Source organism: Streptomyces sp. S063 (assembly GCF_002832675.1).
In the GTDB taxonomy this organism is placed as follows: domain Bacteria; phylum Actinomycetota; class Actinomycetes; order Streptomycetales; family Streptomycetaceae; genus Streptomyces; species Streptomyces sindenensis.
In genome coordinates this window covers 2,401,373-2,419,765 of sequence record NZ_CP021707.1, presented here as the reverse complement: position 1 = coordinate 2,419,765, position 18,393 = coordinate 2,401,373, and the positions used below count along the sequence as shown (strand labels likewise).

Sequence of the window (18,393 nt, the reverse complement as noted above, 5' to 3'; positions counted from 1 at the left end):
CGGACGCGATTTCGCAGGTCGTCAGGTATTCGGCAGCACCGGTGCCGGGCGATCTCGCTCCATCCTTCAGGCACCGCTGGGAGTCTGTCCGACGGCAGTTGGGCAAAGGCCCTGAGCATAACCACCGTGCAAGGACGCATTCGTACGGCGCATTCGCCGTACGCACCGGGACTACGGCTGGAGGATTGCCGGATGGAGCGATCGTCGACGACCTCGATCGTCATTGTGGGGGGCGGTCCCGTCGGACTCCTGCTCGCTCTCTTCCTCGACCGGTACGGCGTCGGGTCGGTGGTGCTCAACTCCGGGGAATCGGTGCCGGACACACCGCGGGGCAGCACGCACAACGCCCGCACCATGGAGCACTACCGGACCCTGGGCCTCGCCGACCGCGTCCGGGCCCTGGGCCTTCCCGCCGGGCACGACGCCGGGATCTCCTTCTCCACCCGGTACGGCGGCCACAGCCTGTGCCTGCTGCCGTGGCCCGGCTCCGGGCAGGTGCGGGCGCGGACGGCGACGGCGGCCCGCACCGACCAGGTGCCGGAACCGATGCACCGGGCCAACCAGATGTACGTGGAGCGCCTGCTGTTCGACCACGCCCGCACCCGTCCCCGCATCACCCTCGGCTTCGGCACCACGGTCACCGGCCTCGAACAGCGGGCGGACCGGGTCGTGGTGAGCGCCGAGGGCCCCGCGGGCCCGCGTACCTGGCACGCCCGGTACGCGGTCGGTGCGGACGGCGGCCGTAGCTTCGTCCGGCGCCGCCTCGGCATCTCGTACAGCGGGCAGGGAGCGCTCGACCAGGATGTCCTCGGCCGCCGGGCGACCGCGGCGCACCTGCGCGTACCCACGCTGTACGGGGAGTTCCTCGGGGACCGCGCGGCCTGGAGCAACTGGGTCTTCAACGGCGAACTGGCGCTCAATCTGATCGCCCTCAATGGCGTGGACGAGTTCTTCCTGCTGACCAGCTCCGTGGACCCGGACACGGTGGACGCCCCGGAGCTGGTGCGGCTCGTGCGGCGGGCGGCGGGCGCCGACCTGCCGGTGGAGGTGCTCGGCCACCGCCCGTGGACGGCCGGGGCGGCCCTGGTCGCCGAGCGGTTCTCCGACGGCCGGGTCCTGCTGGCGGGCGACGCCGCCCATCTGTTCACGCCCAACGGCGGCTTCGGCATGAACACCGGCGTCGACGACGCCGCCAACCTCGCGTGGAAGCTGGCCGCCGCCGTACAGGGCTGGGCGGGCCCACGCCTGCTCGACTCCTACGAGGCGGAACGCCGGCCGGTCGCGCTGCGCAACACCGCCGCCGCCCGCGAGCTGGCCGTCGGCCTCGGCGCGGTCGAGCGGCCCGACGCCCTGGAGGACGACTCGGCCGAGGGGCGGGCCGCCCGGGAGAAGACCGGCCTGGCGCTCGCCGAGTACGGGCAGCGCACCCTGGACACCCTGGGCGTCCAGCTCGGCGCGCGCTACGACGGGTCGCCGGTCATCGACGCGGGCGGCGGCGCCCCGCCCCCGGACGCGTTCGTCTCGTACACCCCCTCCGCCGTACCGGGCGGCCGGGCGCCGCACCTCTGGCTCGACGACGTACACGGCCCGGGCAGCTCGCTGTTCGACCGGTTCGGTACCGGCTTCACCCTGCTGCGGGTGGGCGACCGCGTGGCGGACTCCGGCGCCCTGGCCCGCGCCGCGCGGGACCGCGGAGTGCCGCTCACCCGGCTGGACCTTCCCGACGGAGCGGCTCGCGAGTTGTACGGGGCCGGGCTGGTGCTCGTCCGGCCCGACGGACACGTGGCGTGGCGCGGCGCGCGGCCGCCCGCCGACCCCGGAGCTCTGCTGGACCGGGTGACGGGACATGGCCGGCGTGAAGCGTTCTGGTGAATTCCGCTGAAATCCGGTCCGGAGCGGGCTGACCGCGCCGCGCTCACGTTTGTTGAAACACGGAAATATTCTCGGAAGAAACGGCGGAACGGCCTCCGCATACCGACCGCAGAGGTTTTCGCTACGACCACTTACGGGATGATCTCCCGGCGGCCGCGACGAATACGAGGATCAATGGATTTCTGTGTGCTCGGCCCGCTCTCTGTTGTCGACGACGGAATCGACCGGACTCCCAGCGCCCCCAAGCAGCGCCAGATGCTGGCACTGCTGCTGATGAACGCCAATCATGTCGTGTCCATGTCGCAATTTGTCGAGGAGCTCTGGGAGTACAGCCCGCCCTCCAGCGCCGTCGCGGCTGTGCACACCTATGTCATGCAGTTGCGCCGCACTCTCGGCGGACGGCCGAACAGCGCCTCGCCCGGTCCGGCGGGACCGGGCCAGCTGACCACCCGCGACCAGGGCTACGTCCTGCGGGTCGAGCCGGGCGAACTGGATCTGGACGTGTACGAGGACGAGGTCCGCGCCGCCCGGAACAGCCTGGACTGCGGCGCGCTGAGCCGCGGCGCCCGGGAGCTGCGCGCGGCACAGCAGCGATGGCGCGGTCAGATCCTGGTCGACGTGCCCATCGGGCCGCTCCTCCACGCGGCCATCGCGGTCGTCGAGCGCAACCGGCTCGACGCGCTCAGCAGACGGATATCCGCCGACCTGGACCTGGGCCGCCATCACACGCTGATCGGCGAACTGAGCTCCCTGTCGCTGGAACACCCCGCCGACGAGACGCTCGCTGCCCAGCTGATGCTCGCGCTGTACCGGTCGGGCCGCCGGGTGGACGCCCTGGCCGTCTTCCACCGCCTGCGGCACGCGCTGCGCGACGAGCACGGCGCATCGCCCTCCGCCCGTATGCAGCAGCTCAACACCGACATCCTCGCCGCCCATCCGCGCCTCGACGCGCCGTCGATGCCGCGATGGCGGCTCTCGCTCGACCTCGTCGACCCCTGTTCACCGGCAAAGCCGCCCGCACCCACGTGGAGCGGGGCCGGGCTCCCCGGGTGAGTCCGGTCGTGCAACCCCTTCGGGGGACGTGGTGTTCAGACCTATGAGAGTGCAAGAGACGGCTCCGCCCGGCCCCCGGACGAGAGCCCATCACCAGAAGGACATTCATGGACCTGAAGCTTTCCGGCCGTGTCGCTGTCGTCACCGGGGCGTCCAAGGGCATCGGCCTGGCCGTCACCCGCTCCCTGATCGAGGAGGGGGCACGCGTGGTGGCCGCCTCCCGCAAGATCACCCCGGAGCTCGAGAAGCTGGCCGGCCCGAACCTGGTGCATGCCTCGGTCGACCTCATGGACCCCGAAGCGCCCGGCCAGGTGGTCGAGCGCGCCATCGCGGAGTTCGGCCGGCTCGACATCCTGGTGAACAACGCGGGCGGCCCGCCGCCCGGCATCACGCTGCCCCGTACGGGCTTCTTCGACGCCGACGACGCCGAATGGCGCGCGATCTTCGAGTTCAACCTCTTCGCCGTCGTCCGGGCGATCCGCGCCGCGATCCCGCACATGCTCCAGCAGGGCGAGGGCTCGATCATCAACGTCTCGACGGGCCTCGCCCGTCAGCCCGCGCCCGCCAACCCCGAGTACGGGGCGGCGAAGGCCGGTCTGACCAACCTCACCCAGGTGCTGTCCGAGGAGTTCGGCCCCCAGGGAATCCGGGTGAACACGGTCTCGCCCGGCCCGGTGCTCACCGCCTGGTGGACCGACGAGGGCGGTGCGGCCGACGTGATCGCCGGGATGGCGGGAACGGACCGGGACAACGTCATGGAGAACGTGGCGCCGGAGATGATGAACCTGGTCACCAAGCGGCTCGTCACGCCGGAGGAGGTCGCCGACGCGATCCTCCTGCTCGCCTCGCCGCGCTCGGCGAGCACGACCGGTGCCGACTTCGCCGTCGACGGAGGGTTCCTCAAGAGCGTCTGATCCCGGCGGCGCGGGATCGGTGGGACGTGCCGCGTGGTGGGCCCCCGGCGTGACGCCGGCGGCCCACCACGCTCTGCCGCGCCCTCCGGTCCCGCGCCGGACCCACCGTCCCGGGCTCCACGGCCCTGGGCTTCTCATCGACCTGAGCGGAGACCTCTCATGGAGACATTGAAGGGCAAGACTGCTGTCGTCACCGGGAGCAGCCGCAGCATCGGCCGTGGAATCGCCGAGCGGCTGGCCGCCCGGGGCGCGCTGGTCGCGGTCCACTACGCGACCAACGCCACGGCCGCGCAGGATGTCGTCGAGACCATCGGCAAGGCGGGCGGCCAGGCCTTCGCCTTCGGCACCGAGCTGGGCCACGAGGGCGACGCCGAGCGGTTCTGGGCGGAGTTCGACGTACAGCGGCGTGCCTTCTCCGACGACGGGGACACCGGGGTGGACATCCTGGTGAACAACGCCGCGGTGGCGCTGCGGGACCACTTCCAGGACGCGACCGTCGCCGACTTCGACCGGATGGTCGCCGTGAACATCCGCGCGCCGTTCTTCATCGTGCAGCACGCGCTGGACCGCCTCCGCGACGGCGGACGGGTCATCAACATCTCCTCGGCGGTCACCCGCCTGGGCCTGCCCGAGGTCATCGCCTACGGCGCGACCAAGGGAGCGCTCGACAGCTTCAGCCGCATCCTCGCCAAGGAGCTCGGCTCCCGGGGCATCACGGTCAATGTGGTCGCCCCCGGATACGTGGACACCGACTCCAACGCCGACTGGCTGCGCCACGACAAGGACGCGTGGGAGGAGACCGCGGCGAAGTCCGTGTTCGGCCGGGTCGGGGAGCCCGAGGACATCGGCGACGCGGTGGCGTTCCTCGCCTCCGACGCCGGGCGCTGGATCACGGGTCAGCACATCGACGCCAGTGGCGGAACCCGTATGTGAAAGAGCAAAGAATGGCGGTGCCAGGGGAGGGCGGCTGCGAAATCCTCTTTGTGGGGAGTGCGTGACAACAGGCTCCACGTCAGTGCTCGGAAAACCGAATTCACTGGAGGAACGCCATGACTGTCCACCCGGGCGAGGCCTACTACAACCCGCTGTGCCGGGAGAAACTCGTCATCCGGACGCCGGCCGCCCGTACGAAGGGCGAACGCGCCGTGATGGACATGTATGTCGAGCCCGGAGGATTTGCGGCCGGATATCACACGCACCCCTACAGCTCGGAGCGCTTCATTCTCGTACGGGGAGAATTGCGGGTGCACGTCGCGGGCCGGGACATCATTCTCGACAAGCTCGGGCAGAGTGTTCTCGTGCCTCCCGGCACCGTCCATCGCTGGTTCGCCCACAGCGAGACCGAAGAGACGTTTGTCGTCGTCGAGCTGAACAACCGGGCGGACCGCTTCGAGCAGTTGATATGCCGGCAGCTCTTCGGTCTTGCCCAGGACGGCAAGACGAACAAGGAGGGGCGGCCCAATATGCTCCAGAGCGCCGTCACCATGAGCGAGTTCTCCGACGTGCTCCGGTTCACCGACCGCCCCTGGCCGGTGCAGCGGGTGATCAACGGTGTCCTTTCCCCCGTCGCGCGGCTTCTCGGCTATCAGGGATGCAATCCCGAATATCTTGAGCGCCGCCCCTTCGAGACGGCCGAGCTGGAGGAGCTGCCGGACGAGGTCCTGGCGCACCTCCACGGCGGCGAGCCGGCCCAGGGGCATCGCTGACCTGCGCGCGCCGTCGTGCCCGGGCCCGGCGCACCGGGGCCGGGCACGACGACAAGGGATGCGATACGCGGTCTAGTTCGGCAGTTCGACGGACTGCCGGTGCCGGAAGACGTTCCGGGGGTCGTAGACCTTCTTGATCCGCTGCAACCGCGGGTAGGCGTCCTTGTAGTACAGCTCGTGCCAGGGCACACCGGACGTGTTGTACCGCGGATCGCTCAGATCGGCGTCCGGATAGTTCACGTAGCAGCCGTCGGTGACGCCGTCGGGCACCGGCACGCCGCCCGTCCTCGCGTACACCTCCTGATAGCTCTCCCGCGTCCACGCCACGTACTTGGCGTCGTCCGCCGTATCGTTCCACTGCGCCGACCAGAGCATCTTGAACGCGGCGTCCCGGTGCCCGGCCGCGGTCGCGTCGTGGCCCACCCTGCGGACCGCGCCACCGAACGGCGTCAGCTGGATGTTCAGGTTCGGGCTGGCGATGTCGGTCCGGGTGAGGTGCTTGTACATGGCGTCGAGGTGGGCCCGGGGGAACTCGGCCCGCATGTAGGCCGACTTGTACTCGGCGCGCAACGTCGGGTCGTTGAGCAGCGGATTCGTCGTCCCCACGAAGCGGGTGGCCTGGAGCCACGGCAGCCGGCGCGCGGCGGCGAACTGCGGCATCGGGCCGATGTCGCCCATCTGCCGGGTGAGGGCGCCCCGCCCGACGCTGACGCCCCGGCCCATGTACGCGAGGTACTCCTCCAGCATCCTCTGCGCGCCGGGCGCGGCCGCGTCGACCTGGGTGACCAGGCCGATCTGGCCGTTGGCCTGGTGGTTGAGGATCAGGAAGCTGGTGAGGAAGCGCTGCGGACCGTCCGCCGCCCCGTGGGCGACATGCCAGGAGGCGTAGTTCTGGGCCAGCCGTGCGAACCCGTTCCCGCTGAGCTTGGCCCAGGGCCACGAGACCGCGCTGAGCAGGACCTCGGCCGGCGGCTTGGGCAGCAGCGTGCGGGGGTCGTCGCCGACGGCGTCCGGGGAACGGAAGAAGTAGCGGGTGATGACACCGAAGTTGCCCCCGCCGCCCCCGGTGTGCGCCCACCAGAGCTCCCGGTGGGGGTCGTCCTTCTCCCGGGTGGCCAGCACCGTTCTGGCCCGGCCCGAGGCGTCGACCACCACGACCTCGACCGCGTACAGGTGGTCGACGACCAGGCCGTCCCTGCGGGCGAGCATGCCCCAGCCGCCGCCGCTGACATGGCCGCCCACCCCGACGGAGTAGCAGATTCCGCCGGGGACGGTGATGCCCCAGGCCTGGTAGAGCGTTTCGTACAGGTCGAGCAGCGTGGCGCCGGACTCCACCGCGACGGCCCGGCGAGCGGGGTCGTAGTACACGCCGTTCATGTGCGAGACGTCGATCACGGCCCGGACATCGGCGTGGTAGACGAAGTCCTCCAGGCAGTGCCCGCCACTGCGTATGCTGAGCCGCTTCCCCTCTCTCACGGCCCGCTCCACGATGGCCGGTATCTGCTCGGGGGCGTCCACGAAGTGCACCGAATCCGGGCGCGCGACATACCGGGCGTTCAACGCTCTGACGGAATCCTGGTACTGCTGGTCGCCCGGGGTGACCGTGACCGGGCCGATCGACGGATTCGCCGCGCGCGGACCGGGCTTCGCGGTGGCGGCGAAAGCGCTGCCGCCGCCCGAGAGTAATGCCGCCCCGCCCAGGCCGGCCGTGGTGCCTGTGAGGAACTTCCGCCGACCGAGACCCGTTGACCGCTTCATCGTGTTCACCCTTCTCGAAGCCGAAAGACATTGCTGGTTTCCAGGGACGCCCTGATGTCCCCGGCGGTTCCGCGGGAATGAGCGGAACGTAAGGTTCTGAGGGGGGATGTCGGCGGGCACCCGATTGCATACGCAAGGGTGGAGTCGCCTCCGGCGAGGGGGGATTGCCGGTGCCCATGGACGTTTTGTCGAGGGGCCGGCGGGCTCGCGTCATGTTTCGGCCGACGTGGCGATAATTAGAGCCAGGCGGCCTCGGCCTGTCAAGCGTGTTCATCTTTCTCCGAGCCGGCCGAAAGACCGCAAGAATGAGAGTTCCCCGCCCTGGGACGGCACTTAGCATCGTCCGCATCGACGCGTGGGAAGGGCTTGAAAAGTGCGTGATACAGACGGTTTTGAACGGCGCAGATTCCTGACGGCCGGCGCGGGCGTGGCGGGCGCCGCCGTCGTCGGAGGGGCGGCGACCGCGGGCGCCGCGACCGCCGCCGAACCGGTCGCGGTCGCCGCCCCGGCCGCCCGGCCCGCCTCGGCCGTGGCGGTCACTCCGGCCGACAAGCGCTACCCGGACCTGGTGCGCGGCTGGAACCAGCGGTGGGTCGGCACGCCGGACGCCGTCTATGTGGTCGAGACGACCGAGCAGGTGGCCCAGGTCGTCCAGCTGGCGGTGGACAAGGGCAAGCGGATCACGGTCCGGGGCGGCGGCCACTGCTGGGAGGACTTCGTCTTCAACGCGGACGTCGAAGTCATCGTCGACATGTCGGAGATGGCGACGGTGGGGTACGACCCCCGGATGCACGCGTTCTCCGTCGAGGCCGGCGCACGTCTGCTGGATGTGTACGAACGGCTGTACCGGCCGTGGGGGGTCACGATCCCGGCGGGCACCTGCTACTCCGTCGGTGTCGGCGGTCACGTCAGCGGCGGCGGCTGGGGCATGCTGTTGCGCAAGCACGGCCTGGTCGTCGACCACCTGTACGCGGTGGAGGTCGTGGTGGTGGACGCCTCCGGCAAGGTGCGGACCGTCGTGGCCACCCGGGAGCAGAACGACCCGAACCGCGATCTGTGGTGGGCGCACACCGGGGGTGGCGGCGGCAACTTCGGCATCGTCACCCGCTACTGGTTCCGCAGCCCCGGAGCGCCGGGCCGGACCCCCGAGAGCCTCCTGCCCAAGCCGCCCGCCGAGGTGCTGATCAGCGCCGCCGCCTGGGCCTGGAAGGACCTGACGGAAGCCGACTTCGTCACGCTGGTGAAGAACTTCGCGGACTGGCACGTGGCCCACAGCGAGCCGGACGACCCCAATTCCGCCATATGCAGCCTTCTCTCGCTCAACCACCGTTCCAACGGGGCCGTCAATATCGTCACGCAGGTCGACGCCTCCGTCCCCCGGGCCGAAAAACTGCACGCGGACTTCATGGCCGCAGTGACCAAGGGTGTCGGAGCCAGGACCGGACCGGCCGTGACCCCGATCGGCGAGTTCAAGCCCATGCCGGAATTCGCCGAGCCGCGCCGCCTGCCCTGGATGCAGGCGACCCAGTACATAGGAACGGCGAACGCGACGACCAACAACCCGACCCTGAAAGGCGACTTCAAGTCCGCCTACATGCGTTCCTCTTTCCCGGCCCGGCATATCAAGAAGCTCTACAAACACCTGTCGCGCGAGGACCTCGGCAACCCGACCGCCTCCCTGATGCTGAGCTCCCACGGCGGCCAGTCCAACGCCGTTCCCGCCACCGCCACCGCCTACGCCCACCGCGACTCCGCGTTCAAAATGGCCTGGATGATCTGGTGGACCGACCCGGCGGACGAGGCCGCGTCCGTACGCTGGATCCGGGAGTTCTACGAGGACCTGTACGTCGAGACGGGCGGCGTCCCCGTCCCCGACGCGGTCACCGACGGCTGCTACGTCAACTACCCGGACGTCGACCTCAGCGACCCCCGGCACAACACGTCCTCGGTCCCCTGGCACGAGCTCTACTACAAGGGCAACTACCCCAGGCTCCAGCGGATCAAGAAGGCCTACGACCCCAGGAACGTCTTCCGCCACCGGCAGTCGATCGAGCTGCCGTCCTGACCCGCCGTGCACCCACCACGGCCCTCGCCCGCGGAATCGGGCGAGGGCCGCGGCTCCGGTACGGCCGTGTCAGCGCTTCAACGCGAAGGTCAGACCGTCCGCGAACGGCAGCAGGCTCAGCTCCACGCGCTTGTCGTCGTGCAGCTTGGCGTTGAACTCGCGCAGTGCCCGCGTCTCCGAGTCCTGCACCTCGTGGTCGATGACCGCGCCGTGCCACAGCACGTTGTCCACCACGACCAGGCCGCCCGGGCGCAGCAGCTTCAGGGCCGCCTCGTAGTACTCGGCATAGCCCTCCTTGTCCGCGTCGATGAACACGAAGTCGAACGAACCCGGCGCGCCCTCCTCGCGCAACAGGTCCGCCAGGGTCTCGCGCGCGTCGCCGAGCCGGAAGTCCACCTTGTCGGCCACGCCGGCCCGCTCACAGAACTCCAGCGCCGTCGCCGCCCAGCCCTCGTCGAGATCCAGGGCCACCACGGAGCCGTCCGCCGGCAGCGCCAGCGCCGTCGACAACAGGCTGTAGCCCGTGAAGACGCCGACCTCCAGCGTGCGCCTCGCCCCGATCGCCTTCACCAGCAGCGACAGGAACTGACCCTGCTCGGGCGATATCTGCATCAGATGCAGAGGCAGCTCGGACGTCTTCTCCCGCAGTTCGGCCAGCAGGTCGGGCTCACGCAGGGAGACATCGGCGACATAGTCCTGAATGGCATCGCTCAAATCGACCTGGATTCTCACACCTGATCCCTTCGACGAAATACCTCTACTGTTCGGTCATCTAAACTGCGGTATGTATTCCTGTCAAGTGTGAAAGGGGGTGCGGTACTTCCTTGATTGATTCTTCAGACGCCCCTGCGACACTGGTCGTGTATCGCTGGGGAATGTGCAGCGCATTTCCTTTGTGTCTCACATTTCGATGTACTCGCATTCCCGATGTGGAGGAATTCTCGTGAGCGCAGGCGAGCGAAGTTTCCGGGACTGCCTGGGACAGTTCGCGTCCGGTGTCACCGTCGTCACCACCCTCCACGGCGACCTGGGAACGGTGCACGGTGCCACCGTCAGCTCGTTCACCTCCGTCTCCCTCCGGCCGCCGCTGATCATGGTGTCCCTGGACCGGCGCTCCAGGCTGAGCGCCCTCCTGACCGGCGGGCCGTTCGGGGTGAACGTCCTCGCGGCGGACCAGGGAGACCTCGCGCTCCGCTTCGCGGGCAGGAGCGATGCGCCCCACGAGGACATCGAGTGGCAGGACACCGGCCCCGCGCCGCGGCTGGCCGGCTCCGTCGCGCACTTCGCCTGCGGGCCCTGGGCCTCCTACGACGGCGGCGACCATCTGCTGTACGTCGGCGAGGTGCTGAGCTTCGACGCCCCGGGCGGCGAGCCCCTGGTGTTCCACAGCGGCGCCTTCCACGCGCTGCGGTCGGCCGCCGATCTCGGATCCGCCCGCCGCTGACGCCGGGCCTCCCTCACCGTCCGCCCCCGACGGGGACTCATCGACCGGAAAAGGACACCGACATGACGCTTGAACAGGGCGAGACGGCAGAAGCGGCGAAAGCGGCCGGCGCCCCGGATTCCCCGCGCCGGGTGACGCGCCCGCTGACCGGCGACGAGTACCTGGAGTCGCTGCGCGACGGCCGGGAGATCCACCTCTACGGCGACCGGGTCAAGGACGTCACGTCCCACCCCGCCTTCCGCAACTCCGCGCTGATGACCGCGCGGCTCTACGACGCCCTCCACGACCCGGCCCGGCGCGATGTCCTCACCGCCCCCACCGACACCGGCTCCGACGGCTGGACCCACAAGTTCTTCCGCACCCCCCGCAGCGTCCAGGACCTCGTCGAGGACCGCGAGGCGATCGCGGAGTGGGCGAGGATGACGTACGGCTGGATGGGCCGCAGCCCCGACTACAAGGCCGCGTTCCTCGGCACCCTGGGCGCCAACAGCGACTACTACGCGCCCTACCAGGAGAACGCCCGGCGCTGGTACCGCGAGTCCCAGGAGAAGGTCCTCTTCTGGAACCACGCGATCATCCACCCGCCGGTCGACCGCAACCGGCCCGCGGAAGAGGTCAGGGACGTCTACGTCCACGTGGAGAAGGAGACCGACAACGGGCTGATCGTCAGCGGCGCCAAGGTGGTCGCCACCGGATCGGCGATCACGCACTTCAACTTCGTCTCGCACTACGGACTGCCGCTGAAGGACAAGGAGTTCGCGCTCGTCGCGACCGTCCCCATGGACGCGCCGGGACTGAAGCTGATCTGCCGCCCGTCGTACGCGGCGACCGCCGGCGTCATGGGCACCCCCTTCGACTACCCGCTCTCCAGCAGGTTCGACGAGAACGACACGATCTTCGTCATGGACAAGGTCCTCATCCCCTGGGAGAACGTCTTCCTGTACGGGGACGTGGACCGGGTCAACGGGTTCGCGCCGCAGTCCGGCTTCCTGGAGCGCCTCACCTTCCACGGCGCCATCCGCCTCGGCGTGAAGATCGACTTCATCGCCGGGCTGCTGCTCAAGGCGGTCGAGATGACCGGCACCAAGGACTTCCGGGGCGTCCAGGCCCGGGTCGGGGAGGTGCTGGCCTGGCGGAACATGTTCTGGGCCCTGAGCGACGCCGCCGCCCGCAACCCCCAGGAATGGAAGAACGGCGCACTGCTGCCCCGCCTCGACTACGGCATGGCCTACCGCTGGTTCATGACGATCGGCTACCCCCGCATCAAGGAGATCATCCAGCAGGACGTCGCCAGCGGACTGATCTACACCACCTCCGGCGCCGAGGACTTCAAGAACCCCGAGATCCGCCCGTACCTGGACAAGTACGTACGCGGCTCGGGCGGCCACGACGCGGTGAGCCGCGTCAAGCTCATGAAGCTGCTGTGGGACGCGGTCGGCACCGAGTTCGGCGGCCGCCACGAGCTGTACGAGCGCAACTACTCGGGCAACCACGAGGCGGTGCGCACCGACATCCTCCAGGCGCAGGAGGCCAGCGGCCAGGTGGCCGCCTACAAGGGCTTCGCCGAGCAGTGCCTCCAGGAGTACGACCTGGACGGCTGGACCGTCCCCGACCTCGACTCGTTCGAGGAGTTCAAGGGCGTGCGCGGGAACCTGGGCAGCTCCGGCTGAGTCAGGACGGGCCCGGCGCCGCGCCCCGGACGGCCGCGCCGGGCCCCGAAAGCTCCCGGCGCACCCGCTCGTGCAGGCACACCTCCAGCAGATCCGCGGGCAGCAGGGCCCGGCCGGCCGGCGGCGGCTCCGCACGGCGGACCGCGGCGAGCACCCGCGCGGCGAACCCGGCGTCGCCCACCGTCAGCCGGGCGAGCGGGAACCGCCGGGCCAGGACCTCCCGGCCCGGCGCCCCGGCGGCGGCCAGCACCGCGCACACACCCTTGTCCGCCGCCGCGACCAGCACCGGCCCCAGCGACGACGGGGCGCAGGCGTACCGGATCACGGTCCCGCGACCGCCCGAGCGGAACTCCTGCGGCGTCATGCCGAGGATCGCCGGGGACGCGGAGTAGAAGTGCCCGTTGGAGTTGAAGCCCGACCGGTAGATGGCGTCCGACACCGTGGGGGCGTGCGTCAGTTCATGACGGACCCGGCGGGCCCGCACGACCGACACGTACGCGTGCGGGGTCACCCCGGTGAACGTCTTGAACATCCGGTGGAAGTGGAACCGGCTGTACCCGGCCGAGTGCGCCAGTTCCTGGAGGTTCGGCGGGGCCGCGGACTCTTCCATCAGCCGGCAGGCCCGCGTCACCGCGAGGGCGTGCAGCCTGTTGGGGCCGGCCTCGTCGGTCCCGGTGACGTCACGTCCGTACGCAACGGCGCCTGTCATCGTCGCTCTCGTCTCTCTTGTCGCCGCCCGTCCTGCCGCGCGGCAGGACGGCTGAACCAACTGCGCCCGTTCAGCCATTCGCGGTCGCGCAGCACCTTCCCGCCGGCCGTGCGGGGGAGTTCGGGCACCAGGTGGAAGCGCGGCGGGACCCCGGACGGGCCGAGGAAGCGGTGGCACCAGGCGGCCAGGTCCGTGCGCGTCAGCCCGTCCCCGCACGCGACCAGGGCCTGGGGAGGGTCGGCCCCCAGCACCACCGCGTCGGTGACGTCCTGGTGGGCCCGGAGCACCGCCTCGATCCGCAGCGCGTCGACACCGCCCGGCGTGAGGCTCTCGACCCGGCCGCGCAGGTGCAGCACGCCGGTCGCCGGATCGCGGGTCACCAGGTCCTGCGTGGACAGCCAGCCGTCGTGCGGCGGCAGATCCTCGTACAGATAGGGGGACTCGGGGAGATGGACGCCGAGGACGCCACCGAGGAGGCGGACGCGGACACCGGGCACGGGTGTGCCGATCGCCCCCGGCCCGGCCGCGCCGGACAGATCCGTGGACACCATGCCGGTCTCCGTCGTCCCGTACCCCTGGCCCACCAGCACGCCGTAGCGACGTGCGAAGGCCCCGGCGTCCCCGGCGTCCAGCACGTCCCCGCCGGAGACGGCGAGCCGTAGATCCGGCAGGGTGAGCCGCTCGTCCGCGTGGGCCAGCGCCGCGAAATGCCGGGGGCCGCCCATCACCACCTGCGCCCCCCGGGCCGCGTCGGCGAGCGCCCCCGGCGTCTGCGCCGTGGGGAAGGCCACGGTGGCGCCGGCGTCGAGGGCGTACAGAACCCCCGCGACCAGGGAGAAGGAGTGGGCCACCGGCCCCAGCACCGCGACCCGCTCGCCTTCCCCGGGCATCCGGGAAAGGGACCGCAGCCGCTCCAGTTCGGTCAGCAGCGACCGCGCGGTACGGCCCACGGCCTTGGGGCGCCCCGTGGTTCCGGAGGAGAACTGCACGAGGCAGTGGCCGGTGAGCGCCGGGCGGCCGGTGCGCCTGCGGCGTACCAGCACCTCGCACTCACCGACGAACAGGTCTTCGCGCCCGTACAGTTCGCCGAAGGTGATGACGTACTGAGGAGCGCACAGCTCCAGCAGCGCCTCGCGCTCCGCCCGCCCCGATCGCGGCTCCAGCAGCACCACCTGGGCGTCCAGCGACCAGAGCGCGAACAGCGACCACAACTGGGTGAAGCTGGGTGTGCCGTGCAGTGCGACGGTGCTGCCCGGCCCGATCCCGTGACAGCGAAAGGTGTGCGCCAGCCGGTCCGTCCGGGCCCGGAGCGCGGTCGCGTCGACCTCGGAGCCGGGCCGCCCGGCCTGGACCCACACCGGGCCCCGGGCGCGGCGCACCAGCGACGACAGCGGAGCTGGCCAGGACTGTTGCGACATGGTCCCCTCCCACGGGCCGGACGGTCCGTCGTGCGACGGTGTCCGGTCCCGGGCGGCCCGCGCGGCGGCCCCGGACCGGACCCCGGTCCTACTTCTCGACGCAGAACTCGCCGACCGGCCAGCCGACGTGCCGCTTGTCGGTCGCGACATGCCCCAGCACCTGGTCGCCCTGTTTCAGCTCGGTGACGTTGAGCACGGCGGCACCGGGGCCGAGCACCCGCACGTGCCAGTCGTCCTGGACGATGAGGTTGACCTCGACCCCCTCCGCCGAACGGGCCCTGATGCTCAGCAGCGGCCGGGACTCCAGCTTGATGCGGCCCACCACGATGCGACGGGTGCGGCCGTCGGCGCCGACCGCGAGGACGGCGCTGCCCGCCTTGAGCTCGCTGAGGTAGTTGGTGCGGTTGTCCTGCCCGAAGACATAGCTGTGCAGCGCACCCGCGTTGATACGGAACGGGCGGGTCGGCATGTACGGCAGGGGGTGGGTCTCGCTCACGCACAGGATGAACCCGTGGGCGTACGAGCCGATGAGCATTCCCTCGTCCTTTTCGAAGTGGGTGCAGGTGTCGATGCACACCCGGTCCCCGAGCCCGAGATGCTCGATGGATTCGACGGTCAGCGTGGACAGCTGGAGCGCCGGGGTCTTCACCTGGAGCATCTCCACCAGGGCGAAGACGTCGTTGGCGTCCCGGGGCGACAGGAGCACCCCCTCCGAGCCCTTCTCCAGCACGTCGACGATGACCTGGGCCTCTTCGAGGTCGTCGGCCCGGCAGATCAGCTGGCCCGGCGAACTGTCGGCCGCCGCGATCACGATCTCCAGCGGGATCTTCGTCGGGTCCTTGAACTCCACGACGGTGTAGGGCAGCGCGATCGCCGTGTCGCAGGCCAGCGTCAGGGACGGGTCGTCGACCACGTTGACCAGACCGGCGGTGTCCTTCTGGCCGTTGCGGTGGAGGGCCTGGAGCTCGCCCAGCCGGCCGCTGTCGGCTATCTCGTTCAGGACGATCACGTCGTCGAGGGGCTGATCGGCCGGGCGCGGGGCCCCGGCCAGTACCCGCTTGACCGTGTTCGGCAAGGTCGCCAGCGTGGCGGCATCGCTGTCGACGACGGCGTCGACCCGGGCGTGGATGGCCGCGTCGATCACCGATTCCCGGTGCTCGGCGCGGACGTTGCGGATGTCGATCCAGGCGAATTTCACAGCACACCTGCCATGTGTGAGGGCGGCGTCGGCTCGGTCGCGAGCACCCGGCCATGGACGATTTCGGCAAGCTCCCGGACCGTCTGCCGGGGGGACGGGCCCGCGAAGACCCGACGCCCGACAGCCAGTCCGCTGCATCCCGCGGCCAGGGCCGAGGACGCGAACTGGTGCAAGGGACGACCACTGCCCCCGCCCCCGGCGACCAGCACCGGCAGCGGGGAGTTCGCCACGACCTCCGACATCCGGGACGTCGGCGAGGCGAGGACCGTTTTGACGAGATCGGCGCCGAGGTCGGCGGCGATGCCGGTGACGTGCGAGACCAGCTCCGGTTGGCCGGGGTCCTCCACCCGCGGCCCGCGCGGGTAGATCATCGCCAGCAGGGGCATGCCCCACCGGTCGCACGCCGAGGCGACGGCGCCGAGATCGGCGAGCTGGGCCGCCTCGGTGGGCGAACCGATGTTGACGTGGACACTGACCGCGTCCGCGCCGATCCGCACCGCGTCCTCCACATCGCCGACCAGGACCTTGGCGTCGACGTCCGGGGCATGGGCGGTACTGGCGCTCAGATGCACCACGAGCGCGGTGCGGGTGAGCAGCCCCGGAGGGATCATCCGCGCCCGGCCCTTGTGGACGACGACCGCGTCCGCGCCGCCCTCGCTGATGCTGCGGACCAGCTCGCGGAAGCCCGCACCGCTGGCGATGGGGCCGTCGGACACGGAGTGGTCGAGGGGAACGAACAGATAGCGCCCGTCACCCCGCCTGGACAGTCGTGCCAGGCGCAGTGCCTTGCCACTCAGCGGCATGCTTGACATGACACACCTCTTCCATCGTGATCTCTGCGCGACCGGAGAGGAACAGGTCGAAAGCCGTGGTGGCCGCTCTCCTCGCTGCACTGTCGCAGCGGCCGCTGAAGAATCGAGCCAGAGATCCGCGCGACGGCCCGCCGCGAGAATCGGCCACCGGCCCCCCGCCCCGCGCAACCCGGACTGTTCACCCGGGGTTTGACCCTGCGCCCCCCACCACCGACGACAGACGGAGCTGCCATGCCCGCGAGCCCCCGGGAGACGCTTCCCACCACCGTCGACACAGAAGTCGCCGTGGTGGGCGGTGGACCGGTCGGCATGCTGGTGGCCAGAGAGCTGGCCCTCCTGGGCGTCGGCACGACGGTGTACGAGAAGCTGCCCGCCCCCTCGCCCGTCTCCAAGGCGAGCACCCTGCACGCGCGGACCGCGCAACTCCTGCACCGGCGGGGCATCCTGGACGCGGTCCAGCCCGGGCCCCCCGCCCGGCGGGACGAACGGGGCAGGGTCCGCTTCCACTTCGGCGCGCTGTTCGACCTGGACCTGTCCCGGGTGGTCGACGAGGGCCCGGCCATGATCGCCAGCCCGCAGGCCTGGGCCCAGGAGGTGTTCGCCGGACACGCCCGTACGCTCGGCGCCCGGATCGAACGGGACAGCGAGCTCATCGGCATCCACCAGGAATGCGGCCACGTCCGGCTCGTCCTGCGCGACACGGCCGGCGACACCCGTACGGTCACGGCCCGCTGGGTCGTCGGCGCGGACGGGGCGCGCAGCGCGGTCCGCAGGCTCTCCGGTATCGCCTTCACCGGCACGCCCGCCACGGTCTCCGCCCTCATGGGCGAGGTCCGCCTCCTCGACCCGTGGAACGCCCCCTCGGGGTGGCAGCGCACACCCCACGGCTGGACCCTGCTGTGGGTGTCGCCGTCCGGCCGCAGCCGCGTGTGCACGTACGACTTCCGCGGCCCGCACCCCGACCGGCACTCCCCGGTCACCCTGGAGGAGCTGCGCGGGGAGGTCGCGCGCATCGCCGGCCGCGAGATCCCGATGGACTCGCCGGCCTGGCTCACCCGCTTCAGCGATGCCGCGCTCCAGGCCGAGACCTACCGCCACGGCCGCGTCCTGCTCGCCGGGGACGCGGCCCACGTGCACTTCCCGGCGGGAGGGCAGGGTGTCAACCTCGGCCTCCAGGACGCCTTCAACCTCTGCTGGAAGCTGGCCGCACACCTACGCGGCGGCGCCCCGGCCGACCTGCTGGACACCTATCAGGCCGAGCGCCACCCCGACGCGGCCGCCGTCCTGCACAACGTGCGCGCGCAGGTCGCGCTGATGGACCCGGCCCCGCGCACCGACGCGCTGCGCGAGCTCTTCGCGGAACTGATGCACTTCGACGAGGTCAACGACCACCTCAGCAGCATGATCACCGGCACCTCGCTGGTGTACGACATGGGGCTGCGCCGGGACGCGCCGCTGGTCGGCCGGCTCGCCCCCGACATCACGCTGACGACCGCCGGGGGCACCACCACCCTCGCCGGACTGCTGCACACCGCGCGCCCGGTGCTCCTGGACCTCGCCGACCACGCCGGGCTGCGCGAGTCCGCCGCCCCGTGGCACGACCGGGTGGACGTCGTCACCGCCACGACCGACGAGCCGCTCGGCACGACCGCCCTGCTCGTGCGGCCCGACGGCTACACGGCCTGGAGCGGGCGGGGCGACCGGCGGGACGGGCCCGAACTGCGGGACTCCCTGACCCGTTGGTTCGGACCCGCCCGCTGACCGGGGAGGCGGG

At 70.8% G+C, this 18,393-nt stretch carries 15 protein-coding genes; 9 read left to right on the top strand and 6 right to left on the bottom strand.

The window, feature by feature from the left end; genetic code table 11:
- The first annotated feature begins 192 nt into the window (after positions 1-192).
- From CCZ36_RS10890 to CCZ36_RS10870, 5 genes are all read left to right on the top strand, one after another.
- Positions 193-1,872: an FAD-dependent monooxygenase gene (locus tag CCZ36_RS10890; protein ID WP_069738593.1), complete on the top strand. Its 1,680-nt coding sequence runs from the start codon at positions 193-195 to the stop codon at positions 1,870-1,872.
- Positions 1,873-2,046: 174 nt separating this feature from the next.
- Entirely contained in the window at positions 2,047-2,925 is an 879-nt protein-coding gene (locus tag CCZ36_RS10885; RefSeq protein ID WP_234427802.1) for an AfsR/SARP family transcriptional regulator, read from the top strand.
- Positions 2,926-3,032: 107 nt separating this feature from the next.
- A complete protein-coding gene (locus CCZ36_RS10880) occupies positions 3,033-3,839 on the top strand; it encodes an SDR family NAD(P)-dependent oxidoreductase (protein ID WP_069738595.1) in 807 nt (268 codons plus the stop codon).
- 159 nt (positions 3,840-3,998) lie between these two features.
- Complete coding sequence (locus CCZ36_RS10875) at positions 3,999-4,772, top strand: SDR family oxidoreductase (RefSeq protein WP_069738596.1); 774 nt, start codon at positions 3,999-4,001, stop codon at positions 4,770-4,772.
- Between the two features lie 116 nt (positions 4,773-4,888).
- Positions 4,889-5,545: a cupin domain-containing protein gene (locus CCZ36_RS10870; RefSeq protein WP_069738597.1), complete on the top strand. Its 657-nt coding sequence runs from the start codon at positions 4,889-4,891 to the stop codon at positions 5,543-5,545.
- A 72-nt stretch (positions 5,546-5,617) separates the two neighbouring features.
- Here the strand turns inward: CCZ36_RS10870 and CCZ36_RS10865 are convergent, their stop codons facing one another.
- Entirely contained in the window at positions 5,618-7,303 is a 1,686-nt protein-coding gene (locus tag CCZ36_RS10865; RefSeq protein ID WP_107474834.1) for an FAD-binding oxidoreductase, read from the bottom strand.
- Between the two features lie 427 nt (positions 7,304-7,730).
- On the opposite strand from CCZ36_RS10865, the gene CCZ36_RS10860 reads away from it, so the two are divergent.
- Positions 7,731-9,368: an FAD-binding oxidoreductase gene (locus CCZ36_RS10860; RefSeq protein WP_128819438.1), complete on the top strand. Its 1,638-nt coding sequence runs from the start codon at positions 7,731-7,733 to the stop codon at positions 9,366-9,368.
- Between the two features lie 69 nt (positions 9,369-9,437).
- Here the strand turns inward: CCZ36_RS10860 and CCZ36_RS10855 are convergent, their stop codons facing one another.
- Positions 9,438-10,082 carry a class I SAM-dependent methyltransferase gene (locus tag CCZ36_RS10855; protein ID WP_010070852.1) on the bottom strand — a complete coding sequence of 215 codons (645 nt, stop codon included), beginning with the start codon at positions 10,080-10,082 and terminating at the stop codon, positions 9,438-9,440.
- A gap of 229 nt (positions 10,083-10,311) precedes the next feature.
- Here CCZ36_RS10855 and CCZ36_RS10850 point away from each other — a divergent pair, with 229 nt between their 5' ends.
- Both CCZ36_RS10850 and CCZ36_RS10845 read left to right on the top strand, forming a co-directional pair.
- Positions 10,312-10,812: a flavin reductase family protein gene (locus CCZ36_RS10850; protein WP_234427800.1), complete on the top strand. Its 501-nt coding sequence runs from the start codon at positions 10,312-10,314 to the stop codon at positions 10,810-10,812.
- A 62-nt stretch (positions 10,813-10,874) separates the two neighbouring features.
- Entirely contained in the window at positions 10,875-12,482 is a 1,608-nt protein-coding gene (locus CCZ36_RS10845) for a 4-hydroxyphenylacetate 3-hydroxylase family protein (protein WP_069738599.1), read from the top strand.
- 1 nt (position 12,483) lies between these two features.
- On the opposite strand, the gene CCZ36_RS10840 is transcribed toward CCZ36_RS10845, so the two are convergent.
- From CCZ36_RS10840 to CCZ36_RS10825, 4 genes are all read right to left on the bottom strand, one after another.
- On the bottom strand, positions 12,484-13,191 hold the full coding sequence (locus CCZ36_RS10840) for a helix-turn-helix domain-containing protein (RefSeq protein WP_069742616.1): 708 nt from the start codon (positions 13,189-13,191) through the stop codon (positions 12,484-12,486).
- A complete protein-coding gene (locus CCZ36_RS10835) occupies positions 13,188-14,609 on the bottom strand; it encodes a class I adenylate-forming enzyme family protein (protein WP_234427799.1) in 1,422 nt (473 codons plus the stop codon). The genes CCZ36_RS10840 and CCZ36_RS10835 overlap by 4 nt, the downstream gene beginning before the upstream one ends.
- A gap of 88 nt (positions 14,610-14,697) precedes the next feature.
- Positions 14,698-15,807: a 3-dehydroquinate synthase II family protein gene (locus tag CCZ36_RS10830; protein ID WP_069739538.1), complete on the bottom strand. Its 1,110-nt coding sequence runs from the start codon at positions 15,805-15,807 to the stop codon at positions 14,698-14,700.
- Positions 15,804-16,610 carry a 2-amino-3,7-dideoxy-D-threo-hept-6-ulosonate synthase gene (locus CCZ36_RS10825; protein WP_069739539.1) on the bottom strand — a complete coding sequence of 269 codons (807 nt, stop codon included), beginning with the start codon at positions 16,608-16,610 and terminating at the stop codon, positions 15,804-15,806. The genes CCZ36_RS10830 and CCZ36_RS10825 overlap by 4 nt, the downstream gene beginning before the upstream one ends.
- A 240-nt stretch (positions 16,611-16,850) precedes the next feature.
- On the opposite strand from CCZ36_RS10825, the gene CCZ36_RS10820 reads away from it, so the two are divergent.
- On the top strand, positions 16,851-18,380 hold the full coding sequence (locus tag CCZ36_RS10820; RefSeq protein WP_069742614.1) for an FAD-dependent monooxygenase: 1,530 nt from the start codon (positions 16,851-16,853) through the stop codon (positions 18,378-18,380).
- The last annotated feature ends 13 nt before the right edge of the window (positions 18,381-18,393 follow it).